Source organism: Paenibacillus sp. J31TS4 (assembly GCF_018403265.1).
Taxonomy (GTDB): Bacteria; Bacillota; Bacilli; order Paenibacillales; family NBRC-103111; genus J31TS4.
Genome location: NZ_BOSI01000001.1, coordinates 2,232,461 through 2,250,354 on the forward strand (window position 1 = coordinate 2,232,461; position 17,894 = coordinate 2,250,354).

Consider the following 17,894-nt stretch of genomic DNA (forward strand, 5'->3'; position numbering starts at 1 on the left):
TCATTCCGAATCCCCCATTATCATCTCGTCGATCGTGTTCCCCTGTGTAACCATCGGGTACACATTCTCATACTTCTCGACTACGAACTCCACCAGCACCGGCCCCGGCGTATTCAGCGCTTCCTGCCATGCAGCCTGCGCCTCGGCCTTGTTCGCCGCGCGAAGCCCTTTGACGCCGTACGCCTCGGCCAGCTTGACGAAGTCCGGGCTGCCCGCCAGGTCGATGTGGCTGTACCGGTTGTCGTAGATGATCTCCTGCCATTGCCGGACCATGCCGAGCACCTGGTTGTTGATGACTACGATCTTGACCGGGATGTTGTTGATAGCGCAGATCGCGAGCTCCTGGGAGCACATCTGCATGCCCCCGTCGCCGTTGATCGAGACGACCAGCTTATCCGGGTTGCCCATCTGGGCGCCGATGGCGGACGGGAAGCCGAAGCCCATCGTGCCGAGGCCGCCGGAGGTAACCCACGAGCGGGGATTCTTGAACTTGTAATACTGAGCCACCCACATCTGATGCTGCCCGACGTCGGTCGTGACGATCGCCTCGCCCTTGGTCGTGTCGTTGATCAGCTCCACCACGTACTGCGGCTTGAGGGCGGTCTCGCTGTCCTTGTACCGGAGCGGGTGGGCCTCCTTCATCTGCTGGATGTGCTCGACCCATTCGTCCGATTGGGCCCGCTTGGCTTTCGGATTGGCTTGCTTTAGCACTTCCTTGACGCTGCCGACGACCGGAATGTCCGTCTTGACGTTCTTGCCGATCTCGGCCGGATCGATGTCAATGTGCACGATCTTGGCCTTGGGCGCGAAGCCGTCCAGCTTCATCGTCACCCGATCGTCGAAGCGGGCGCCGATGGAGATAAGCAGGTCCGCATTCTGGATCGCCTTGTTCGCCGTGTACGTGCCGTGCATCCCCGGCATCCCCATCCAGAGGGGATGTCCGCTAGGGAAGCCCCCGAGACCGAGGAGGGTCGTGGTGATCGGGATGTTCGTCTTGTTCACGAACTCGATCAGTTCCTCCGATGCGTCGGAGTAGACGACGCCGCCGCCGGCTAGAATGACCGGCCGCTCCGATTCTTCAATCGCCCGCAGCATCTTGTCGACCTGCAGTTTGTTCGGCTCGACCGTCGGATTGTAGCCCCGGATTGCAACCGGTCCCGGTGCCTGGAAGACGGCCATCTGCGCCGAAACGTCCTTCGGAATATCGATCAGAACCGGCCCCTTGCGGCCCGTGTTCGCGATATGGAACGCTTCGTGAATGATGCGAGGCAGATCCTCCGCCTTGCGCACCAGATAGCTCTGCTTGGTGATCGGCATCGTGATGCCGACGATATCTGCCTCCTGGAACGCGTCCGTGCCGATCGCCGCCGTCGCGACGTTGCCGGTAATGACTACCAGCGGCACCGAATCCATATAGGCGGTCGCGATGCCGGTGACGAGGTTCGTCGCTCCCGGCCCGGAGGTCGCGATGCAGACGCCGACCTTGCCGGTCGACCTCGCATAGCCGTCCGCCGCGTGGATTGCGCCCTGCTCGTGGCGGGTCAGCAGATGATGGAAATCCGGATTGCCGTGCATCGCGTCATAGATGTACAGCACCGCTCCGCCCGGGTACCCGAACACGCACTCCACTCCTTCGAGAAGCAGGCAGCGAAGCAGGCTCTCCGAACCGGAGATAACGTCCGGTCTCAGCAGTTTTTCTCTCAGCTCTTCTTTCAACACTTTGGTCGGATTTTGAATACTCATCCTTGGACCCTCCTTCCGGATCTACACATCAGTTGGCGGCGGCGATTGAAATAAAAAACCCCTTCCCTCCCGCATGCCTATTGCTAGACATTTGCGGGACGAAAGGGGATTGCTCTTCCGTGGTACCACCCAAGTTTGCCATGCGCTTCACAGCCCACAGCCTCAACGGGTATCAGACCAAAATTCTGGCCGGAAACCATCGGCACGGTAACGTGTGCCTCTCCGTTTCTCCCTACTGACCGCCGCGGCTTGCTGCGACGCTGTTCAGGAAAACAGCTCCGAGGTGAGCTCGTTGATAAGGGATTAAGGCGTAGGTTTCAGCTAATCCTAACGCTCTCTGGCGCTTAAGGGCCCTTATTACTTCGTCCTCTTCCTTGCTGTTCTTGGGATTCATCTGTCTCATTGTCTATGTTGCTCCGACTGATTAAAGCTTATTATAGGGATTGCCCGTTCATTCGTCAATACATTAAAAGCGTTCTCCGCTATAGAATTAACCTATAGGCTTATACGCTCCCCCAATAATCCTTTTTCGCCCGCCTGCCTCCTGGCTCGTCGATTGCGGAAGGCAGCCGGGCCCCCTCTTGAACATAAAAAAACCGGCCGGGGATATTCCCGGCCGGCAGGCGGTTGTTAGGCGTTGATTTTTTGCTTAGCGGCATTCGCCAGATCGGAGAATGCTTTGGAGTCGGAAACAGCCAGATCTGCGAGGATCTTGCGGTTTACGTCCACGCCGGCCAGCTTGAGGCCGTGCATCAGCTTGCTGTAAGACAGTCCGTTCAGGCGGGCAGCCGCGTTGATACGGGTTACCCACAGGCGACGGAAGTCCCGCTTCTTGCGGCGACGGTCGCGGTATGCGTACAGCAGGGATTTCATAACCTGCTGGTTAGCAGTTTTGAACAGTCTGTGTTTGGAACCGAAGTAACCTCTTGCGAGCTTAAGTACTTTTTTATGACGACGACGGGTTACGAAACCGCCTTTAACTCTTGCCATAGTTTCTACCTCCTAAAAATGTGGGCGCAAAGCCAATTATTTTACGTATACCAGCAGGCTCTTGATGCGTTTCACGTCTCCGGAAGCTACCAGAGCAGCTTTGCGCAGACCACGCTTACGTCCCGGGGACTTGCTTTCCAGGATGTGACGCTTGTACGCATGGTTTCTTTTGATCTTACCGGTTCCGGTTTTGGAAAAGCGCTTGGCTGCGCCGCGGTGCGTTTTCATTTTTGGCATGGGAAAAGATCCTCCTCAAAAAGTCTTAAGATTTCGGCGTCAGAATCATGATCATGCTGCGGCCTTCGAGCTTGGGCCGGCGCTCCACGTTGCAAATCGCTTCGCATTCGGTGGCGACGCGCTCCAGCACTTTCTGCCCGATCGACGCGTGCGTAATCTCCCGTCCTCTGAACCGAACGGAGCACTTCACCTTGTCTCCCTCGTTCAGGAACTTGACGACGTTACGCAGCTTCGTCTGAAAATCGTGCTCGTCGATAGTGGCGCTGAACCGCACTTCCTTCAAGTCGACGACCTTCTGATTCTTACGCGCTTCTTTTTCTTTCTTCTGCATCTCGTAGCGGTACTTGCCGTAGTCCATGATGCGGCAGACAGGCGGTTTGGCGGTGGGAGCGACATTGACCAGGTCAAGATTCGCGTCGACGGCAATCTGCATCGCTTCGCGGAATGGCGTAATCCCCAGCTGTTCCCCGTCCGCTCCGATCAAACGAACTTCTCTTGCGCGAATCTCGTCGTTGACTAAATGGTCTTTAGTAATAATGTTCACCTCCGTAAGAAATTAAGCAAAAAACTAAAAGATGCGGGCGCTCGGGCGCCCGCATCTCGAAAGAACGAAATCATCATTAGATCTCAGCCGTATCGATAACCCGCCAACAACCGGTCGGCTAGGTGAGAAGCAGGCGCTTCTACTTGTTTCCTATGACGTACTCACATACTATATCATCCAGCCTGAGTTCATGTCAAGCAAGGAATCACGTTCAGCTTGCCTGCTTGCTCTGCACTTCCTCGAGACGGATAACCCGGGTATGCTCGGTGTGGCTCCATGTCTTGTTGTTCTGGGTAAAGAACGCATAGACGGTGATCGGCCACCAGGAGACGAGATAGACGGGGAACGTGATGAGCGAAGCCCATACGCGAGCCGGTGCTTTCTCGATCAGAAGGGCGAGCGGGAACAACAGGAACGTCAGGAGCGCGACGGCGCCGAACAATGCAGGTGCCATATTGAACAGCGAACGGAAATGCGGCTCGCCCGGCATCAGGTTGTCGACCCAGACGATGCAGGTGACGATGGAGCTGATCAGCACGTTGTACACGTTGAAGGCGTACACGGCGGTATCGATCTTCGCCCATTTGGCTTCCTTGATGCCCTGCCACAGCAGCGGGAAGAAATACCGGCGGGCCACGTCGAAGTGCCCCTGCATCCATCTCAGACGCTGCTTGGCGGACGCTTTGAACGTCAGCGGCTTCTCGTCGTATACCTTGGCTTCGTAGTTAAACGTCGGATAGACGCCGCGCTGCACGCAGCGCATCGTGAATTCCAGGTCCTCGACAAGGCTCGTAGCGCCCCATCCCATTTCCTTCAGGAGCTGGTTGTCGAAGCACATGCCCGTCCCGCCGAGGTAGTTGGCGAGCTTCAGGTTATACCGCGGCAGCTGCCACAGCCGGTTGCAGTACCAATACGTAACCGCGTAAGCGGAAGTAATCCACGAATCGTTCGGGTTTTTCGTATCCAGGTAAGCCTGGATGACCTTGGACCCGTTGCATAAATCGTTGTTCATATGCGTCAGGTAATCCGGATTGACGAGGTTGTCGGCATCCAGCATGACGACGCCGTCGTAATGCTTTGGCAGCTTCCAAAGCTCCTTGAGCATCCATTCGATCGCGTAGCCCTTGCCCCGCAGGGACGGGTTATGGCGCTCGAACGCATACACCCCGTGCGAACGGACGATGTCAGCGGTACCGTCGGTACAGTTGTCGCAGATGACCATAACGTCGTACAGTTCTTTTGGATAATCAAGCTTTTTCAAATTCTCCAGCAAGGCCCCGATGACCTGCTCTTCGTTATGAGCGGCTACCAGGACGGCAAACGACTTTTGCGGTGCATGCTGCTTCTTGTTCTTGCGCCTGAACCAGCCGAAAAATGCCATCACAAGCTGATACGCTCCAATCGAGAACAGAACGATCTGAGCGGTAAAGAAGATCGTGTCCAGCATGATTGTGAATCCCCCTTTTGGTTTCCCCGTTCTCTCTTTGTCTATGACCGGGAAATGTTGATTCTACCTTTGGCCGTGTTTCTCTAGTCTCCGGCCTTCCTCCGCAAAGCGCCTTTTCGGCTGTCTCTAGTTTGCATCGGAAACCGGAATCCGACTCTGTCAAGGCATGCAACGATTATCATTATAATCAAGCGGGATACGCGAAACAACGTCCCAAACCTTAACAAATCCTTAAGAGTCCCGGGACGTTCGGGCTCGGTTCTCCCGCAGTGCGACCATAGTCCGGCGCCTGACCAGTTCTTTCTTCCTGTTCTCCCTTGGGAAATCCCTTCCTTTCCCGGAAAAGGCAGTGTTTTCTTACCAGTATGCCCAATTCGTGCGGGAAACCTTTCACCCGAAAAATAGGTCTGGCGGTCCGGTGTGGTTCCTGCAGTTTATCTTTACACCCAATGTCTGGAAGTGAATCAAGCAGGCGACGTCGGCCCGGGAAGGCGAGCTGTCTTTCTTTTTGATACTCCGATAACAGTTCTAGGGTAAGGTATTCTTAAGCAGCAGAAAGGAGGGGTTCCATGGCGAATTGGACCAATTGGCTGCTGGAGCGGGACCGGCGGGGCTTCCGCTGGGTGAACACGCGCCTGCGCGTCCCCGCTCTGCATCTGCTCTTGACCCTGGTAACCCATCTCGGCGGCGCCGTCTTCACGATCGTGCTCACGCTCGGGCTTGCCCTGCTGGCGCCGGAGCCGTGGCGCGGCATCGGACTGAAGAGCCTCACGGCGCTGGCTGCCAGTCATGTGCCCGTCGCCGTGCTAAAAAAACGATACCCCCGGCTGCGTCCTCATCAGGCGCTTCCGGAGGTTGTGACCGGGCGCAGGCCGCTTATCGACCCGTCCTTCCCGTCCGGCCACTCGACGGCCGTTTTTGCGATTGCGGTTACCTTCAGCCTGCATCTGCCCGGCTATGCGCCGCTGTTCCTGCTTGCCGCCGCAGCAGTCGCGCTATCCCGCATCTATCTAGGCTTACACTATCCGTCCGATACGCTCGCCGGCGCTTCCCTCGGGACGCTGGCCGCCTTAGCGGTCAGCCTGCTTTGGCCGGCTTGAGGAGGCTCCGCCACCGGCGAGGGCCTCTTCGTGCTCCTTCAGCGCGTCCTTGCCGATTACGACCTCGCACCGGTAGATCGGCATCCCCTGCTCATGGAATTTGAGCTCGTACTCCGTCGGCACAAGATCGTCCCGCAGGCCGTCCGCGTGCAGATCCAGCGAGATATTGCGCATGCGAAGCCCCATATCCGCGAACGAATTGAGCGAGAACTCGAACAGGATGCGGGAATCGGTCTTGAAGTGAACCTGCCCCCGGTCGTTCAGCACCTTCAAATACCGGCGGACAAAATCGGGATGCGTCAGCCGGCGGCGGTGATGCTTGGTCTTCGGCCACGGATCGCTGAAATTGAGGTAGATCCGCTCCAGCTCGTTCTCCGCGAACGCTTCCTCCAGCCGCTCGATGTTCATGAGCGCGAGCACGATATTGCGTTTGCCCGGGCTTCCTTCCGAAGCCGCCCCCTCCTGTTCGGAGCCTGCCGCACCATGCGCCTGGGCTACCTTGCCGCTTGCCTTGCGCAGCAGCTCATCGTACATATCAACGCCAATATAATTTATATGCGGGTTGGCCGCGCTGAGTTCGCTAATGAATTTGCCCTTGCCCATTCCGAGCTCGACATGAATCGGACGATCGTTGCCGAAAAACTCTGCCCATCTCCCCTTCCAGTCGGAAGGCTGCAGCACGACCAGATCGGGCTGCTGCTCCAATGTTTCACGAATTCCTTTTTTTCCTCTCAGGCGCATATGTATTCGTTCCCTCCAGCAAAGGTTTGCTTAGGCGAGCCCTGCTCCGCCTGCACCTACCAAAGAATAGACCAGAACCGGCGAAAAATCAAAAGGAAATCCCGAGCCGGGCAGCACCAAAAAAAAAGAGCACCTGCGCCCTCCGGGGCGGTGTGCTCCATTTCGTCTTTAATAGTTCCAGCCGCTCGGCTCCCGGTCGTCTCTCCGTTCCATCAGCTCGCGGTCGAGCCGATCCCGCAATTTGCGGCGCACTTCCGGGACCAGCCGTTTGTCGTTCGTGAATTTGGCGCCGCTAAGCGCCAGCAGCTCCTTCACGGTCAGCTCCACGGTGACCGTCTCTTCCCCTTTCGGTACAAACACCTGATTGCTCATCCTGCTCACCTCTTTGACTTAATGGTTGGTACAGCTTCCCTGCGGGCTGCCGGGCCGAATCCAGTCGTATGGGAGTAGCAAAAAGCGTTGCGGCTGCTCTCTTTTAATTTAACATATGATGTAAGGTTAGTGCAATAGAACAGAGGACGGCAGACGCTGGGTCCCTCTCTTTTTTTACCCGCGGGGGGGCTGACGCCAAACGGCAGGATAGACGACAAAACTCCCCGCTTGTGCGGGGAGTCTGTTTGGTGCGCTCCCGCTTAGCGGGTCGGATCCTCGGTCCGGTTCTGGTTCCGCATGCCGAACAGGCCGAGCAGACCGAGCAGACCGAGCCAGCCCCAATCCATCCGGTTGCCGTCCCGCGTAGCTGCGTTCGTCCGGTACGTGTTCATGTTGTAATTACCGTCGGTTCTGTTGCGGGTGTTGCCGTAAATGCCCGTCGTGTTGGTAGTCCCTCTAGGCGATACGGTAGCCCCGGGCACGGTAGTAGTGCCGGGCACGGTAGTAGTGCCAGGCGTCATGGTAGCGCCTGGAGCGGTAGTGGCCCCCGGCACCGTTGTGCCGAGCGGGGCGACGTGGCCGCCTACATTGTTGGGTACCGTGGTCCGGTCCTGCATCATGCCGGTGCCCGTGCCGGTTGCTGTCGTTCCGGTCGTCCCGACCAGATACGACTGGCTTGGAACCGCGGCTTGCGCGGACGGAACCGCGGCGCCGCCGACCGTAACGGCAAGAGCCACGGCAGCGGCCGCATAACGAACGGTTTTCATCAACTACTCCCCTACTTTCTTGGATTAAGGTTTGGTAAGCATCGTTAGTTTCCGCCGAGGGCCGCGGCCTTATGCTGGGGGTTGCTGGCTGCACACGGTCGATTGGATGCTTCCGAGCCCTTCCAGGAGGCGTCCGACACTGGCCCGCCGGTCGCAATTTTCGGGGGAATGGGCTACAATGAAGGGACGAATCCTTACCAGGATTCATTTTCGATTCCATTGAAGGAGACATGAAGAATGACTAACGTTACGCTGTCCGCCGACGAGCCCCGGCTCTGGGGAGACAAGCGGTTTCATACATGGAATACCGAGATGCGCCGGCAGTTCGGCACCAAAGTCTTCAAGGTAATGCTCGACGCCGGCTTTACCTGCCCGAACCGGGACGGGTCGATCGCCAAGGGCGGCTGCACGTTCTGCAGCGCGAGAGGATCGGGTGACTTCGCCGGCAGCCGGCGGGACGACCTCGTCACCCAGTTCAACAAGATTAGGGACCTGCAGCACCAGAAGTGGCCGGAGGCTAGCTACATCGGCTACTTCCAGGCGTATACGAACACGTACGCGCCGGTCTCCGTGCTAAAGGAGTATTACGAGGCGATCCTGCAGCAGCCCGGTGTCGTGGGCCTGTCCATCGCGACCCGGCCCGACTGCCTCCCGGACGACGTCATCGAGTATCTCGCGGAGCTGAACGAGAGAACGTATCTCTGGGTCGAGATGGGCCTGCAGACCGTTCACGAGGAGACGTCCCGGCTCATCAACCGGGCGCATGATACCCAGTGTTACCTCGATGCGGTAGCCAAACTGCGGAAGCACAACATCCGCACCTGCGCCCATATCATCTACGGCCTGCCGGGCGAGACGCACGAGATGATGCTCGAGACAGGCCGGCAGACGGCGCTGATGGACGTGCAGGGAATCAAAATCCATCTGCTGCATCTCATGCGCAAGACGCCGATGGTCAAGCAGTATGAGGCGGGGCTGCTCCGGTTCCTCGAGCAGGACGAGTACACCAAGCTGGTCGTCGATACGCTCGAGATGCTGCCGCCCGAGATGATCGTCCACCGGCTCACCGGGGACGCTCCCCGCGACCTCTTGATCGGCCCGATGTGGAGCCTCAAGAAGTGGGAAGTGCTGAACGGCATCGACGCGGAGCTCAAGGCCCGCCATACGTGGCAGGGCAAATACAATGTCCGCGAAGAGGTCGGCGGCGTGCGGGAATCCGTGTGCGAGAGGACGCTGACCTAGCCTCGATAGACGCGTGCCGGGAGCCGGCTTGCAAAGAAGCGACGCCCAGCTTGGACTGGCATATGCCGGGCTGCTAACAGGCCGGAAGCCTTGTCCGTTTATCGGGGAGCGCGTCCGATGGCCGGCATCGATCCGGCGAAGCGTCCCATCCGCTCCGGTCTTCTGTGGCGGGTGGGGCGCTTTTTCTTATGCTGCGGCCGCGCCCCTAGGGCGGAGCAGCTGCAGCGAACCTGAACGAAGCGGAGGAAGCGGGAATGGGATTTTTATCGGTATTAAGCTTTGCCCAGAAGCTGGTGGCGGAGAGGGCGCGGCCAGGGGAGCCGGTCATTGACGCCACTGTCGGCGGAGGCGTCGATACGCTGTTCCTCGCCGGACAGGCGGGAGCGGGCGGCGTGGTCTACTGCTTCGACATCCAGCGGGAAGCGCTGGAGCGGGCGCAGCAACGATTGGCCGGCGCCGACGCCGCCTCCCTCGCGGAGGTCCGGTGGACGGAAGGCTCTCATGCCGGGATGGAGGCGGCCGTCGATCCGCAGCATCGGGGCAGGATCGCCGCCGTCATGTTCAATCTCGGCTATCTGCCAGGCTCAGACCATGCCACCGTCACCGTGCCGGAGTCGACGCTGCCGGCGCTGGACGCCGCGCTTCGCCTGCTGAGGCCGGGCGGCCTGATCACCGCGGTCCTCTATACGGGCCATGCCGGTGGGCAGCGGGAGGCCGACGCCGTCGAAGCCTGGGCGCAGGCGCTTCCCCAGCGGGACTGCCAGGTGCTGCGCTACCAGTTCGCTAACCAGCGCAGCCACCCGCCCTATCTGCTTGCGATAGAGAAGCGGTAAGCGGGCAGCGGAGTGCTGGGCGGCTAACGTCCTTAATCATGGAGGCGGCGAATCGTAAGCCCCCTCCATGATTAAGAACCTTGACCTTCATGAAAGCGATTTCGTGTTTCTTCCTATTTAAATAGCTTAAATAGCGAGTGAGCCGCCGGCCGGCAGAACGGCCCTTCTCTCGGAGGCGCGTCCATCCCGTATATCCGGCTGGCGGCGGTGGGCAGGACACGACAAAAAAGCCGCTCTCGCAGGAGAGCGGCTTTCTGCTTGCCCCGTGGACCTCTCAGCGGGGCACGGGTGCGGATTCGGGGGCTAGCGGGCCCGAAAAGAACCGGACCGCGCCGGAGCCGTCAGGCGGATAATAAACGACGAGCAGCGTCTCGCCGGACAGGTTGAGCTCTCCGTCCGCCTCATACCGGCCGTACCGGAACGGGAGCACCTCGAGCAGCGTGTGCTTGTGGAGTTCCTTCTCGCCGAGGCCGAGCGCCGCGAAGGAAGCGGAGACGCTCTCCGGCTCCGCCGCGAGCTTCGCCATCCGGGCGGCCAGGGCGGACTTGTCCAGTGCGACGTCCCACCAGATTTTACGCGGCTTGTAGTTGTGGTTGCCGAAGTAGTCGAGCTTCATCAGCCCCTCGATCGCCTTCAGCCGCTTCGTTCCGCGCGCCTCCAAAAATTGTCGCAGCCGGAGAAACAGATCCTCAAGCTGATGACCGATCTTCTGCCAGCCCCGCTCCTCCCAGTAATCGCCGAATTCCTGAAAGAAGTCGAACGGGGAGGCAAATTCGCGGGTCACGAGATATTCGACGGTCCGGTCGAGCCGATGGGCGTTCCAATACTTCTCCAGCACGTCCTCCACCCGCTTGATCCGGACCAGATCGGAGAACGGCAGAATATCGTTGCCGAGAATTTCGTAAGGAGCACGGTCCATGAACTTGTAGCCGTACTTCTCGGCGTCGAGCCGCATGCCGGTTCCTCTCAGCATCTTGAGAAAGCCGAGCTGCAGCTCCTCCGGACGCATCGCGAAGACGTCGTTGAACGTTTTGCGGAACGAGGCGTAATCCTCCTCCGGCAGACCCGCGATCAGGTCCAGATGCTGGTCGATCTTGCCGCTCGCCTTCACCTTCGTGACGGTCCGCGTCAGCTTGGCGAAGTTCTGGCGCCGCTGGACGAGCTCGTTCGTCCGGTCGTTCGTCGACTGCACCCCGATCTCGAAGCGGAAAATCCCCGGCGGGGCATGCTCCGCCAAATAATCCAGCACCTCCGGGCGCATGATGTCCGCGGTGATCTCGAACTGGAAGACGCAGCCGTCATGATGCTCTATCAGGAACCGGAACATCTCAAGCGCATAATCTCGCTTGATGTTGAACGTCCGGTCGACGAACTTGATCAGCTTGGCCCCGCTGCGAATCAAATAGAGCAGGTCGGCCTTGGTCCGCTCGATATCGAAGTACCGGACGCCGACCTCGATGCTCGACAGACAGAACTGGCAGCTGAACGGGCAGCCCCGGCTTGTCTCAAAATAAACGATCCGTTTGGCGAGATCGGGAACGTCCTCGGCAAACCGGTGAGGAGAAGGCAGATCGGCCAGATTCAGCTTGGGACGGCCGGGGTTCAGGATCACTTCCCCGTTCTTGCGGTAGGCGATGCCGTAGACGAAGTGGAATTTCCGGTCCCCCTCCAGCACCTGAAGAAGATGATGGAACGTCTCCTCGCCTTCGCCCATGACGATGAAATCCGCCTCCGGCAGCCGCTTCATCCATTCCTCGGTGTCATAAGAAACCTCCGGCCCGCCCAGCACGACGGTCACCTCGGGCATAATCTTCTTGAGCATCTGGATGATGGTGATCGTCTCTTCGATATTCCAGATGTAGCAGGAGAACCCGACGACGTCCGGCTTGCGGCGGAACAGATCGGCCACGACGTTCATCGCCGGGTCCTTAATCGTGTATTCGGCAATTTCTACCTCGAACTCGTCGCGGCAGTACGCCTTCAGACATCGCAGCGCAAGCGAGGTGTGAATGAATTTTGCATTGAGTGTGGACAGCACAGCTTTCATGGCAAACCCTCTTTGTCGGCCGCAGGCGCTTCGCGAGCCGCTCCCGCGGAGCCGGCGCCTCCGTCCGTTAATCTATTCGCCCTATTGTACACCCCGCCCGGCGGCGAACGCAAAGGAAAAGCCGCGGCGGCGCCGCGGCTCGGAATTCTCTGTCCATCCTGTATGCCCTTCTTCCTGCCAATCCTGAAGCCGAACCTGCCGGGCCAAACCCGCCGGCCCGCAGCCTGGCCACGTAGAGGCCCGTCAACACGGCAACATCCCTTATCGCCGCTGCCGCGGGCGGACGGGATACAGCATCGCAAACGAAAAGGTGCCGACCTGTTCATAAGGAACGGTGAACGGATTGAGAGGCGAGAGCCGGTTTTCCTCTCTGCCCAGCGTGCCGGGCGAGATGTCCAACTCGTATTCCGGCGACTCGTCCAGCCAGCGGAACATCGCCGCGTAAGCTTCGTTCATCTGCGCCTCGTCGCCGTGGACGTCCACCTTCGCGCATAGCCCGGCAGGCAGCTCGAGCGCCTCCACCCCTTCCGGCACCTCGCCGAAGCCGGTGACGGCCCGCCCGACCCACAGTTCCTTGACCGTGCCTGACCAGCCTGCCTGGGGAATGAACACATAAGCGGTCCCCGTCTCCACCCAGCGAGGGTCGTTCGCAGGAATCTGCTCCATCAGCATTCTCCAGGCTGTACGGGTGCCGGACTTGTCCGGAGTAGTCGGCGTCCGCACGGCAAGAGCACGCAGCGCCGGCACCTGCACCAGCTCAACTTGCTTCTCCTTCTGCTGCATCTTTTCCACCTTCCTTTCTTTTCCAAAACCCCATTCGACGAGGCAACCGTATTTTCCTTCCGATTCGGATCAGTGCAATGGGTGTTTGTGCATACACCCCGGCAGGTGCAATCCGGCGGGGTCTCGGGTATAGTAGTAACCAAACGGCGGGACAGACCAGTCCCGCCCTAACTTGCCAGCCCGCTGGCCCGGCCCGGAGACCGGAGCCCGCGGAGCTGCCGGCTTATCAGTCCAGGAGGCTTCCTTATGCAGAAGAAACCCAAACCGTCCCGCCCTTCGCCCCCAGGCCCCCGCGCCTATCCCGTACGGGAGGCGGACGAGCTGCTCCGCTATTTGCTGAAGACGCTCGCCGGACAAGGACGCAACAGCATCAAAGCCATGCTCGCGCGCGGCCAGATTCACGTAGACGGGCAGGCCGTGACCGCCTACAACTACTCGCTCCAGCCGGGGCAGACCGTTACCGTTCACAAGGAAAAGCCGCCGGAAGCGCCGCCGCTCGTCGGCCTGTCGATCCTGTACGAGGATGAGCATCTGCTCGTCGTCGACAAGGACGCCGGCCTGCTCTCCATCGCCACCGAGCAGGAGAAGGAGTGGACGGCTTACCGCCAGCTCATGGAGCATGTCCGGGCGCAGAAGCCCGAAGCCCGCGTCTTCATCGTGCACCGGCTCGACAGAGATACCTCCGGCGTCATGATGTTCGCCAAGAGCGAGGAGGTGCAGCAGCGGCTCCAGACGCACTGGCGGGACCTCGTCAAGGAGCGCACTTATGTCGCTCTGGTCGAGGGGGCGGTGCGGAAGCCCGAAGGAACGATCGCTTCTTGGCTGAAGGAGAGCAAGACGCTCAAAATGTATTCAAGCCCTTACCCGAACGACGGCCAGCATGCCGTCACGCATTACCGCACGCTTCGGACCGGGAACGGCTACTCTCTGTTGGAAGTCAACCTGGAGACCGGGCGCAAAAACCAGATTCGCGTTCATATGCAGGACATCGGGCATCCGATTGCAGGCGACAAAAAATACGGAGCCCGGCTCCGCGACCTGCACCGGCTCGGCTTGCATGCCAAGGTGCTGGCGTTCGAGCATCCCATGGACGGGCGCATGATGCGATTCGAGGCGGAGGTCCCCAAGGCGCTGTTGCGTCCCTTCGCGGGTAAGGGCAAGGCGTAACCGCGCCTGAACGAATCCCGGAGAGCAGAGCAAGGCCGAGCGGATTCCACTCTCGCTGGCGGCCCGGCTATCCGATGCAAAAAAAGAAAGCAAGGAAAGCCCGCACTGCGGCAGGCATTCCTTGCTTTTTTTGTTTTTTTCGATCCGATCGAGCGTGGGCCTCCGACGGGCTCCGCTAGTCGAACAGGTCGCCGAGCCGGTCCAGCACGCTTTTCTTTTTCTTGTGCTTGTATGACGGGTTCCGGTACCGGTCGTCATACGAGCCTCCGTACGGAGGCGCCGGCGGACGCGAGTCCCCGCTTTCCCGATAAAACTCCTCGTAGGTCTGCCGTTCCTCGCGCACTTCCCGCATCAGCTTGTCCAGCTCTCCCCGGTCCAGCCAGACGCCCTTGCATGACGGGCAGATGTCAATGAGCACGCCATCCTTCTCGACTTCCTTCATCCGGACTTCGTGACAGATCGGACATTGCATTTCACCATCTCCTCCTTGGATCGAGTCGTCTTGCCCAACGCTAGTCCCGCCAACGACAAAAAACCTCCGCCAGGCTCTGGCAGAGGTTGGATCAGCTAAGAACGCAAGGAAGCCCCTTTACCAGTACCCGGTAAAAGTCTCGCTGCAGCGATCCCATACGATCGCTGCCAATAAAGCCGGGGCCATACGCCCGGATTGACGGCTTTATTGCGACAGCTACTCCCTTTTAACGAAACAAAGCTACTCGTTTATGCGGTTATGACCAGTATAGAGAACCACAGTCTCCGCTGTCAAGGAGACCCGCGGCGCGGAAGACAAGATCGGACCGGGCCGGAAGCGAGACACGCATCCCATTCCGGCCGCGGACACGATCCCGTTCCAAACCCGCCCGCAATAGAGGACCGATTCTGGAGGGGCGGCACTCGCCGTTCTTACCAGCCGAGGTCGAGCGCCTTGCCGGTCTCCGCCACCGTCTTGATATTGCTCAGAATCATCCACCAATGATTCTTGGCGTTCGCGAACGACGGATGGTCCGGCGTCCATTCGTCGTTGACGAGGGTCAGCTTGGTGCTGCCGCCGACCGGCTGCAGCGTGAAGGTTACCCTGGATTCAAGGGATGCGTGGCCCTGCGAATAAGACGGACCGGGATGCTCGACATAGCTCAGTACCCGGTTCGGCTCGTACTCGCGGATCGTTCCGTACACATGGACCGTCTCGTCCCCGTCGTTTCCCGGACCGACATACTCGAACGGCGCCCCCGTCTCGAACGTCGAGCGAAGAACGCAGCCGAAGAACGTCTGCCGCGTCCCCTCGGGCGACACGAGCACCTCCCATACCCGCTCCGGCGCCGCACCGATGTAGAATTCATACACAAGTTCCATGTTCTCCCTCCTTCGTGATACTATCAATAAGAATAGCCTGTCCTGCGTTCCTCGTCTTGGACAAACGCGACATTCGACAACAAGGAGGTCCCCATGCAGCCTGAAGCCCGGATGCCGGCTCTCGGCATCCTGAACATGGCCGGACTGGAGCAAACCTACCGTTTGACGCGGCACATCCCGTCGGCCGAAGCCGGTTTCTTCATCCGGCATTATTGGATCGTCAGCTGGGATCTCGAAGACCGGGAGCCCTACCCGCAGCATCTCATTCCGAATCCGTGCGTCAATTTGGTGCTGGAGCCCGGCCGTTCCGGCATCTTCGGTCCCGCTACCGACAAGTTCACCTATTTGGTTAAGGGGAAGGGACGCGTCTTCGGTGTGAAGTTTCGTCCCGGCGGCTTTTATCCCTTCCTCCAGCAGCCCGTCTCCGGCCTAAGCGGTTGTCCGCTTCGGATTGCAGACGTCCTGGGCGGGGACGACCGGGAATGGGAACGGGCCATCCTGTCCGAGCCCGAGGAAGCCGACATGGTCCGACTGGCCGAGGAGAGGCTGCTGCCCCTCCTGCCCGCACGGGATGAGACGGTCCTCCTCATCAACCGGATGATGGACCGCATCCAAGAGGACCGGACGCTGACCAGGGTAGAGGAGCTGAGCCGCCAGTTCGGTCTCCATATCCGCAAGCTGCAGCGCCTGTTCCACCAATACGTAGGCGTCAGCCCGAAGTGGGTCATTAAGCTGTACCGGCTGCAGAACGCCGCCGAACGGCTGGACGGGAGCGAGACGCAGCTGCTCCGGCTCGCTGGCGAGCTCGGCTATTACGACCAGTCGCATTTTATCCGAGAATTCAAGGCGATCATCGGCCAGACGCCCGAAGAGTATGTTCGGAGCAGTGCGGGACAGTATGGGCCTCGGGCCAACTAGCAGCCGCACTGGCGATCCGCCGAAACCGCTTCAAGCTTCTCTGCCGGGAAGGAGGCCGCTTCCCGAGCTCCTGTCAGGAGGTATCCGTTTATGAAAGCCTACGCCGTCTTCATCGGCTCCTTCCTTGCCGCCTACCTGCTGCTTCAAATCGGGTCCGGCATGGTTCTCACCCTGCTCTATGTCCCCGACCTCTCCTCCACGGCTGAGGCGTCCGCCGGCACGGTCCGGATCGGAGCGGAAAGCGGCCGCAGCGCGCTCGCCTGGCTCCTCCCGCTGATTGCCGCCGTCACCGCCTTCGCCGTCTCGAACCGGCTGATCGTTCGTTCCGGCCGCCGTTCGTAATCGCCCTGCTGAGACTGCCGCGCGATTGTTTCTTCCCCTGAGGGATGGGTAAATAGGGAGATAGGAAAAACTACCCGAAAACCCTATCCTAGAGGGAGGGAAGCCGCCGTGACTTTGACACCCGAAGAACGCATTCAGCTGCACGGCTTCAACAACCTGACGAAGTCGCTCAGCTTCAATATGTACGACATCTGTTATACGAAGACCAAGGAGGAGCGGGAAGCCTACATCGAATATATCGACGAGCAGTACAATTCCGACCGGCTGACCCATATCCTGCGAACCGTCTCCGACATTATCGGAGCTCACGTCCTGAACGTCGCCCAGCAGGATTATGTGCCCCAAGGGGCAAGCGTCACGCTGCTCGTCTCCGAAGGCCCCGTCGTTGAGGTACCGACCGAAACGTTCGAGGAATCGCCCGGCCCGCTGCCCGAATCAGTCGTGATGCAGCTGGACAAAAGCCACATCACAGTCCATACCTATCCGGAATACCACCCGGACGAGGGCATCAGCACGTTCCGCGCCGACATCGACGTCTCGACCTGTGGAGAGATCTCTCCCTTGAAGGCGCTGAATTACCTTATCCATTCGTTCGATACCGATATCATGACCCTGGATTACCGGGTGCGCGGGTTTACGCGCGACATCAACGGCCGCAAGCTGTTCATCGACCATGATATCAGCTCGATCCAGAATTACATCCCGGACAAGATCAAGAGCCAGTTTCAGATGATCGACGTCAACGTCTATCAGGAGAACATCTTTCATACCAAATGCAAGCTGAAGGAGTTCGATCTGAACAACTATCTGTTCGGCTATACGAAGGACAAGCTAAGTCCCCGAGAGCAGCAGGATATTACGAAGCGGCTGAAAACCGAGATGGACGAGATCTTCTACGGCAAAACGCTGCCGGTCCGGTAGGATTGCCCCGCGCCGAAGAGCCGGCCGGGAGGCTCCGCCAAGTCGCCTGCGGCGAGTGATGCGAATTGACTACTCTCGAAGAGGCCTGCCGACCCGGTACGACTCGCGGCAACCCTCCCAAGACGGGCGGTGGAGTCCGAAAGCCGAAAGCGACAAGAGCTCGGAAGGAACATCCTGACCCTCTTTTACGGGCTGGAGGAGAACGGAGCGTCTCCTCCTTTTTGGCATGCCTCCGGGAGGCATGCCAAACGGCCTTCCGGAAGAAGGCTGTTTGGCGGTGCCAGCCTTCACAAAGGTGGGCTCTCCCTGTTGGTAAGGGAGCATGGACGGTGTATGACGGCCGGCCG

Annotated in this window: 19 protein-coding genes and 1 other annotated feature; of the genes, 7 read left to right on the top strand and 12 right to left on the bottom strand. The window is 59.4% G+C overall.

The genetic code is table 11. The features are described 5' to 3' along the window. The 5 genes from ilvB to KJS47_RS10500 form a co-directional block, all read right to left on the bottom strand. Positions 1-1,743 carry a biosynthetic-type acetolactate synthase large subunit gene (gene ilvB / locus KJS47_RS10480; protein WP_213524824.1) on the bottom strand — a complete coding sequence of 581 codons (1,743 nt, stop codon included), beginning with the start codon at positions 1,741-1,743 and terminating at the stop codon, positions 1-3. A 630-nt stretch (positions 1,744-2,373) separates the two neighbouring features. After that, complete coding sequence (gene rplT / locus KJS47_RS10485; RefSeq protein ID WP_213524825.1) at positions 2,374-2,733, bottom strand: 50S ribosomal protein L20; 360 nt, start codon at positions 2,731-2,733, stop codon at positions 2,374-2,376. Between the two features lie 36 nt (positions 2,734-2,769). Beyond that, positions 2,770-2,970, bottom strand: coding sequence for a 50S ribosomal protein L35 (gene rpmI, locus KJS47_RS10490; RefSeq protein ID WP_213524826.1), 201 nt, complete (start codon positions 2,968-2,970; stop codon positions 2,770-2,772). Between the two features lie 25 nt (positions 2,971-2,995). Beyond that, a complete protein-coding gene (infC, locus tag KJS47_RS10495) occupies positions 2,996-3,505 on the bottom strand; it encodes a translation initiation factor IF-3 (protein WP_249716285.1) in 510 nt (169 codons plus the stop codon). Between the two features lie 28 nt (positions 3,506-3,533). Continuing rightward, positions 3,534-3,665, bottom strand: a sequence feature (ribosomal protein L20 leader region). Between the two features lie 60 nt (positions 3,666-3,725). Further along, positions 3,726-4,961 carry a glycosyltransferase family 2 protein gene (locus KJS47_RS10500; protein ID WP_213524827.1) on the bottom strand — a complete coding sequence of 412 codons (1,236 nt, stop codon included), beginning with the start codon at positions 4,959-4,961 and terminating at the stop codon, positions 3,726-3,728. Positions 4,962-5,530: 569 nt separating this feature from the next. On the opposite strand from KJS47_RS10500, the gene KJS47_RS10505 reads away from it, so the two are divergent. Further along, a complete protein-coding gene (locus KJS47_RS10505) occupies positions 5,531-6,061 on the top strand; it encodes a phosphatase PAP2 family protein (protein WP_213524828.1) in 531 nt (176 codons plus the stop codon). Here KJS47_RS10505 and trmB read toward each other — a convergent pair. The 3 genes from trmB to KJS47_RS24070 form a co-directional block, all read right to left on the bottom strand. Then, a complete protein-coding gene (gene trmB / locus KJS47_RS10510) occupies positions 6,032-6,802 on the bottom strand; it encodes a tRNA (guanosine(46)-N7)-methyltransferase TrmB (RefSeq protein WP_213524829.1) in 771 nt (256 codons plus the stop codon). The two genes, KJS47_RS10505 and trmB, sit on opposite strands and share 30 nt — an antisense overlap. Before the next feature lie 168 nt (positions 6,803-6,970). Further along, positions 6,971-7,174: a hypothetical protein gene (locus tag KJS47_RS10515; protein WP_213524830.1), complete on the bottom strand. Its 204-nt coding sequence runs from the start codon at positions 7,172-7,174 to the stop codon at positions 6,971-6,973. A 260-nt stretch (positions 7,175-7,434) separates the two neighbouring features. Further along, positions 7,435-7,941, bottom strand: a complete 507-nt coding sequence (locus tag KJS47_RS24070) for a WGxxGxxG family protein (RefSeq protein WP_249716239.1) — start codon at positions 7,939-7,941, stop codon at positions 7,435-7,437. A 237-nt stretch (positions 7,942-8,178) separates the two neighbouring features. On the opposite strand from KJS47_RS24070, the gene mnmL reads away from it, so the two are divergent. Then, positions 8,179-9,183 (top strand): tRNA modification radical SAM protein MnmL/YtqA, encoded by a 1,005-nt coding sequence (gene mnmL / locus KJS47_RS10525; RefSeq protein WP_213524831.1) that lies wholly within the window; start codon positions 8,179-8,181, stop codon positions 9,181-9,183. A 254-nt stretch (positions 9,184-9,437) separates the two neighbouring features. Further along, a complete protein-coding gene (mnmM, locus tag KJS47_RS10530; RefSeq protein WP_213524832.1) occupies positions 9,438-10,016 on the top strand; it encodes a tRNA 5-(aminomethyl)-2-thiouridylate-methyltransferase MnmM in 579 nt (192 codons plus the stop codon). Between the two features lie 274 nt (positions 10,017-10,290). On the opposite strand, the gene KJS47_RS10535 is transcribed toward mnmM, so the two are convergent. Continuing rightward, positions 10,291-12,063: a B12-binding domain-containing radical SAM protein gene (locus KJS47_RS10535; protein ID WP_213524833.1), complete on the bottom strand. Its 1,773-nt coding sequence runs from the start codon at positions 12,061-12,063 to the stop codon at positions 10,291-10,293. 261 nt (positions 12,064-12,324) lie between these two features. Next, positions 12,325-12,846 carry a GyrI-like domain-containing protein gene (locus KJS47_RS10540; protein ID WP_213524834.1) on the bottom strand — a complete coding sequence of 174 codons (522 nt, stop codon included), beginning with the start codon at positions 12,844-12,846 and terminating at the stop codon, positions 12,325-12,327. Between the two features lie 246 nt (positions 12,847-13,092). On the opposite strand from KJS47_RS10540, the gene KJS47_RS10545 reads away from it, so the two are divergent. Further along, positions 13,093-14,013, top strand: a complete 921-nt coding sequence (locus KJS47_RS10545; RefSeq protein WP_213524835.1) for an RluA family pseudouridine synthase — start codon at positions 13,093-13,095, stop codon at positions 14,011-14,013. A 175-nt stretch (positions 14,014-14,188) separates the two neighbouring features. Here the strand turns inward: KJS47_RS10545 and KJS47_RS10550 are convergent, their stop codons facing one another. Both KJS47_RS10550 and KJS47_RS10555 read right to left on the bottom strand, forming a co-directional pair. Continuing rightward, a complete protein-coding gene (locus KJS47_RS10550; RefSeq protein WP_213524836.1) occupies positions 14,189-14,485 on the bottom strand; it encodes a TFIIB-type zinc ribbon-containing protein in 297 nt (98 codons plus the stop codon). A gap of 431 nt (positions 14,486-14,916) precedes the next feature. Continuing rightward, positions 14,917-15,366, bottom strand: coding sequence for an SRPBCC family protein (locus KJS47_RS10555; protein WP_213524837.1), 450 nt, complete (start codon positions 15,364-15,366; stop codon positions 14,917-14,919). Between the two features lie 93 nt (positions 15,367-15,459). On the opposite strand from KJS47_RS10555, the gene KJS47_RS10560 reads away from it, so the two are divergent. From KJS47_RS10560 to speD, 3 genes are all read left to right on the top strand, one after another. Beyond that, the gene (locus tag KJS47_RS10560; protein ID WP_213524838.1) at positions 15,460-16,284 is read left to right on the top strand and encodes a helix-turn-helix domain-containing protein; all 825 of its coding nucleotides are present in this window, start codon (positions 15,460-15,462) and stop codon (positions 16,282-16,284) included. A 90-nt stretch (positions 16,285-16,374) separates the two neighbouring features. Then, entirely contained in the window at positions 16,375-16,626 is a 252-nt protein-coding gene (locus KJS47_RS10565) for a hypothetical protein (RefSeq protein WP_213524839.1), read from the top strand. A 108-nt stretch (positions 16,627-16,734) separates the two neighbouring features. Beyond that, on the top strand, positions 16,735-17,547 hold the full coding sequence (speD, locus tag KJS47_RS10570; protein WP_213524840.1) for an adenosylmethionine decarboxylase: 813 nt from the start codon (positions 16,735-16,737) through the stop codon (positions 17,545-17,547). The last annotated feature ends 347 nt before the right edge of the window (positions 17,548-17,894 follow it).

What these genes read in the sequence shown, in the direction of transcription:
- ilvB (WP_213524824.1), bottom strand. Translation starts at nt 1,743, where the DNA reads ATGAGTATTCAAAATCCGACCAAAGTGTTGAAAGAAGAGCTGAGAGAA.
- rplT (WP_213524825.1), bottom strand. Translation starts at nt 2,733, where the DNA reads ATGGCAAGAGTTAAAGGCGGTTTCGTAACCCGTCGTCGTCATAAAAAA.
- rpmI (WP_213524826.1), bottom strand. Translation starts at nt 2,970, where the DNA reads ATGCCAAAAATGAAAACGCACCGCGGCGCAGCCAAGCGCTTTTCCAAA.
- KJS47_RS10500 (WP_213524827.1), bottom strand. Translation starts at nt 4,961, where the DNA reads ATGCTGGACACGATCTTCTTTACCGCTCAGATCGTTCTGTTCTCGATT.
- KJS47_RS10505 (WP_213524828.1), top strand. Translation starts at nt 5,531, where the DNA reads ATGGCGAATTGGACCAATTGGCTGCTGGAGCGGGACCGGCGGGGCTTC.
- trmB (WP_213524829.1), bottom strand. Translation starts at nt 6,802, where the DNA reads ATGCGCCTGAGAGGAAAAAAAGGAATTCGTGAAACATTGGAGCAGCAG.
- KJS47_RS10515 (WP_213524830.1), bottom strand. Translation starts at nt 7,174, where the DNA reads ATGAGCAATCAGGTGTTTGTACCGAAAGGGGAAGAGACGGTCACCGTG.
- KJS47_RS24070 (WP_249716239.1), bottom strand. Translation starts at nt 7,941, where the DNA reads ATGAAAACCGTTCGTTATGCGGCCGCTGCCGTGGCTCTTGCCGTTACG.
- mnmL (WP_213524831.1), top strand. Translation starts at nt 8,179, where the DNA reads ATGACTAACGTTACGCTGTCCGCCGACGAGCCCCGGCTCTGGGGAGAC.
- mnmM (WP_213524832.1), top strand. Translation starts at nt 9,438, where the DNA reads ATGGGATTTTTATCGGTATTAAGCTTTGCCCAGAAGCTGGTGGCGGAG.
- KJS47_RS10535 (WP_213524833.1), bottom strand. Translation starts at nt 12,063, where the DNA reads ATGAAAGCTGTGCTGTCCACACTCAATGCAAAATTCATTCACACCTCG.
- KJS47_RS10540 (WP_213524834.1), bottom strand. Translation starts at nt 12,846, where the DNA reads ATGCAGCAGAAGGAGAAGCAAGTTGAGCTGGTGCAGGTGCCGGCGCTG.
- KJS47_RS10545 (WP_213524835.1), top strand. Translation starts at nt 13,093, where the DNA reads ATGCAGAAGAAACCCAAACCGTCCCGCCCTTCGCCCCCAGGCCCCCGC.
- KJS47_RS10550 (WP_213524836.1), bottom strand. Translation starts at nt 14,485, where the DNA reads ATGCAATGTCCGATCTGTCACGAAGTCCGGATGAAGGAAGTCGAGAAG.
- KJS47_RS10555 (WP_213524837.1), bottom strand. Translation starts at nt 15,366, where the DNA reads ATGGAACTTGTGTATGAATTCTACATCGGTGCGGCGCCGGAGCGGGTA.
- KJS47_RS10560 (WP_213524838.1), top strand. Translation starts at nt 15,460, where the DNA reads ATGCAGCCTGAAGCCCGGATGCCGGCTCTCGGCATCCTGAACATGGCC.
- KJS47_RS10565 (WP_213524839.1), top strand. Translation starts at nt 16,375, where the DNA reads ATGAAAGCCTACGCCGTCTTCATCGGCTCCTTCCTTGCCGCCTACCTG.